2 protein-coding genes are annotated in these 2,924 nt (G+C 75.6%); both read right to left on the bottom strand.

All coding sequences use genetic code 11. The annotated features are described in order from the left end of the window. Positions 1 to 51: 51 nt before the first annotated feature. On the bottom strand, positions 52 to 2,049 hold the full coding sequence (locus HCN52_RS23435) for a hypothetical protein (RefSeq protein ID WP_168090430.1): 1,998 nt from the start codon (positions 2,047 to 2,049) through the stop codon (positions 52 to 54). Positions 2,050 to 2,320: 271 nt separating this feature from the next. After that, entirely contained in the window at positions 2,321 to 2,785 is a 465-nt protein-coding gene (locus tag HCN52_RS23430; RefSeq protein ID WP_168090429.1) for a hypothetical protein, read from the bottom strand. Between the last annotated feature and the right edge of the window lie 139 nt (positions 2,786 to 2,924).

Raw genomic sequence — 2,924 nt, 5'->3', positions numbered from 1 at the left:
GCGCCCGGCGGCCGGCCCACGGGGCGAGCCCGCGGGCCGGGAGGAGACTGCCTATGCCTCGGGCGGGCGTTCCGTCTCGATCACGGTCACCTCCGTGCCCGTCTCGGACTCGCAGGTGACCAGGAGCCGCTGCCCCGGTCGGTCCAGCAGCAGATCGCGGTCCCCCGCGCACCGGCCCGCCGCTCCGGGGAGTTCCGCGTAGCGGGTGAACTCCGACGAGACGTCGTCCTCGGCGCGGGTCAGCGCCGTCACGGTGCCCGACACCCCGACGGTATACACCAGCTCGTGGTGGTCACGGCGGCCGTCGGCGGTGCTGGGCGCCGAGTCGACCAGCGCCGCCTCGATCGCCTCGTCACCGGCGTACAGCAGCTCGCGCCCCGCATCGACGATGCGCAACGGCCAGTCCGTCTCGTGGAAGATCCGTTCACTCATGGGTCCGAGGCGGTGAAGCTCGCCGCCGCTGATCCAGACGATGCGTGAGCCTGTCCTCCCGACCACCCGCAACGGCAGCTCGGTGTCCGCCGGCAGCTCCGTCGCCTCGACCAACCGCTGATCGCTGACGCCCCGCAGGATGATCGGTCCCTCGAAGCGGTCGCACCACCGGCCGACGAGTGACAGCCCTGACAGCTGCTGGGGCGGCACCAGCTGGCTGACGCGGGGCGCTGTCTCGCACCCCAGAACGGGGACGTGGCCCGCCCAGGACGGGACGGCCGGCCTGAGCAGGTGGGCGGTGGCCGACCCGGAGGGGTCCTGTGGCACGGGCGGTACCGCGACGAAGTCGACGTGGAACCCGGGGCAGTTCTGGGACAGCAGTACCGCGTCCGAGACACCTCGGGCAAAGGGATCGTTCTGGGGGGCCGCCAGCACCGCGCAGTCGCGGAGATCGCCGTAGCCGAGCAGCTCCCCCGTGTCGGTGAACTCCGCGAGGGCGGAGGGCGAGCGGAGGTAGACGTGCGTGGTCTGCGGCAGCGCGACCACGGCCCGCCGGTCGGACGTGGCATCCTCGTCGGGCCCGTCGGCCCCCGGTTCGGTGCCCGCGTCGGTCACGAACGTCCATCCCGGGCCGCCGACACCGGACAGCGGGGTCTCCCGCAGTACCTTCCCGCTGCTCCCGTCCAGGGTGACCAGCGTCAGCGGCTCGATGACCACGTGGACCGTGCAGAGCGGGGAGACGGCGACGTGGCCGAGGTGCACCGCGAAACGTGCCCCCCGCCCTTCCTCCGTCGGAACGACCACCCGGCCGTGGCGGACGGTGTAGCGCCAGCGTTCCTTGCCGTTGGTCGGGTCGACACCGATCACCGCGTCGGCGTCCTCCTGCTGCTCGACCGTGACGAGCGTGCTGCCGGCGATGTCCTGCCCGTGCGCGGTACGGCCGCCCTTCCCGGGTGGCGGCGGTACGAGGAGGCAGGTGGTCAGCTCCGCCGGGCCGGGCAGCGAACCCTGCCACCCGACACCGGTCGGTTCGAGGTGGGGCAGGGTTTCACGGCGCTCCCCGGAGGTGACCTCGTACCCGTACCGCAGCCAGGGATCGAGGGGGTCGGACACCGCGTCGTAGTAGGGCCCGGCCGCCAGGGCGCGCTGCGCCCGGTCCACACCGGCGGCCGCTCCCGCGCCGAGCAGGCCGCCGATCAGCGCGGCGGCGGTACCGACCGCCAGCAGCCGGCGGCCCCGCGCCCGTCGGCCACCCTCCGCGGGAAGCCACGCGCCCGGGCGGGCGGCCAGGGCCAGACAGACCGCGGCTGCCGCCGACGCGACCAGGGCGAGCGCGAGGGCTGCCGCCGGGCGCTCGGCCGGGTACGCGATCGCGGAGAGCAGTGAGGGGGCGTCGACGGCCTCCGGGGTGCGGAGGTAGGCGACCGACGCCACCACGGCGGTGAGCGTCGCCGCGGCCGCCGCGCCCCGCAGAGCGGAGGGGAGGCCGAGGCCGCCGACCAGCAGACCGGCCGCAGCCAGCGCCGTGACCGCGGCCCACCCCGGGACTCCCTGCCCGGGCCCGACCAACGGCCCCGACCACGGGGGCAGCGCGGTGAGCACCAGGAGGACGGCCACCACCGCCACTGTCCCCGTCCGAGCCCACCACGGCGCCGAGCCCACCGCGTCCAGCGCACCGGCGACCCGTTTCCGACCGCCGGGCTCGTGCTCCGGCCTCGTCCGCTCCCCGGTCATCGTTCCCCCCACTCGCGGGTCCCCACCCGCGGCCGTCGGTTCCGCCGCTACGCGGAGTCCGGCCCCCGTCACTCGGCGCCGGACGGTTCCACCGTAGCGCCCGGGTCGCGGCGGTCGGACAGCGGCGGCAGCAACCGGACCCCGCCCGCGCCGGTCAGGGGCCGGCGGTGTGGTGGGGGTGGCCGTGGGTGCGGCGGTTCTCCTTCATCTCCGCCTCGTGCAGGTGGTCGCGGCCGTCGACGAGCTGGTCGCGGACCTGCTGCTCGACGGCGGTGAAGGGGCGGTGGTAGGTGGCGTTGTAGGACTCCACGATCTGGAAGGTCCAGTGGCCGGGGATGACGTTGCGGCCGACGATCTCGCGCTCGACGAGGTCGGCCTGGTCGGTGTGGCCGGCCTCGCGCAGCGCGTCGGCGGCCTCGCCGAGGAGCAGGTCCGCCTTGCCGGTGAGCTGGTGGAAGGCGTACAGGTTGCCGCGGGCCTGCTCGGCGGTCTCCAGGGCCTCGGAGAGTTTGCCGACGGCGGCGACGGTGGCGTCGTCCACGCCGGGGGGCCGGGTGTGGGCGGTGGTGGGCCGGTCGTCGGGGCCGCCGGGCCGGGGCTGGTCGGTGTGCTCGCTCATCCCGCCCGTCTACCCGGGCGGCGCGGAGCGCCACCCGGTCCGGGGCGGCGGGGCGTCGGATCTCACTCCAACGCCGCGCGGCCGGGCACGCGCGCAGCGCCGAGCCGGACGACCCGCCCGGCGCCCGTCGGCCCCGCAC

Source organism: Streptomyces bohaiensis, from assembly GCF_012033785.1.
In the GTDB taxonomy this organism is placed as follows: Bacteria; Actinomycetota; Actinomycetes; order Streptomycetales; family Streptomycetaceae; genus Streptomyces; species Streptomyces bohaiensis.
Note: the sequence above shows the minus strand (reverse complement) of the source record. Positions and strands in the feature narration are given on the sequence as shown.

Excerpts from the sequence above, each read along its gene's own strand:
- HCN52_RS23430 (WP_168090429.1), bottom strand. The coding sequence starts at position 2,785 with ATGAGCGAGCACACCGACCAGCCCCGGCCCGGCGGCCCCGACGACCGG.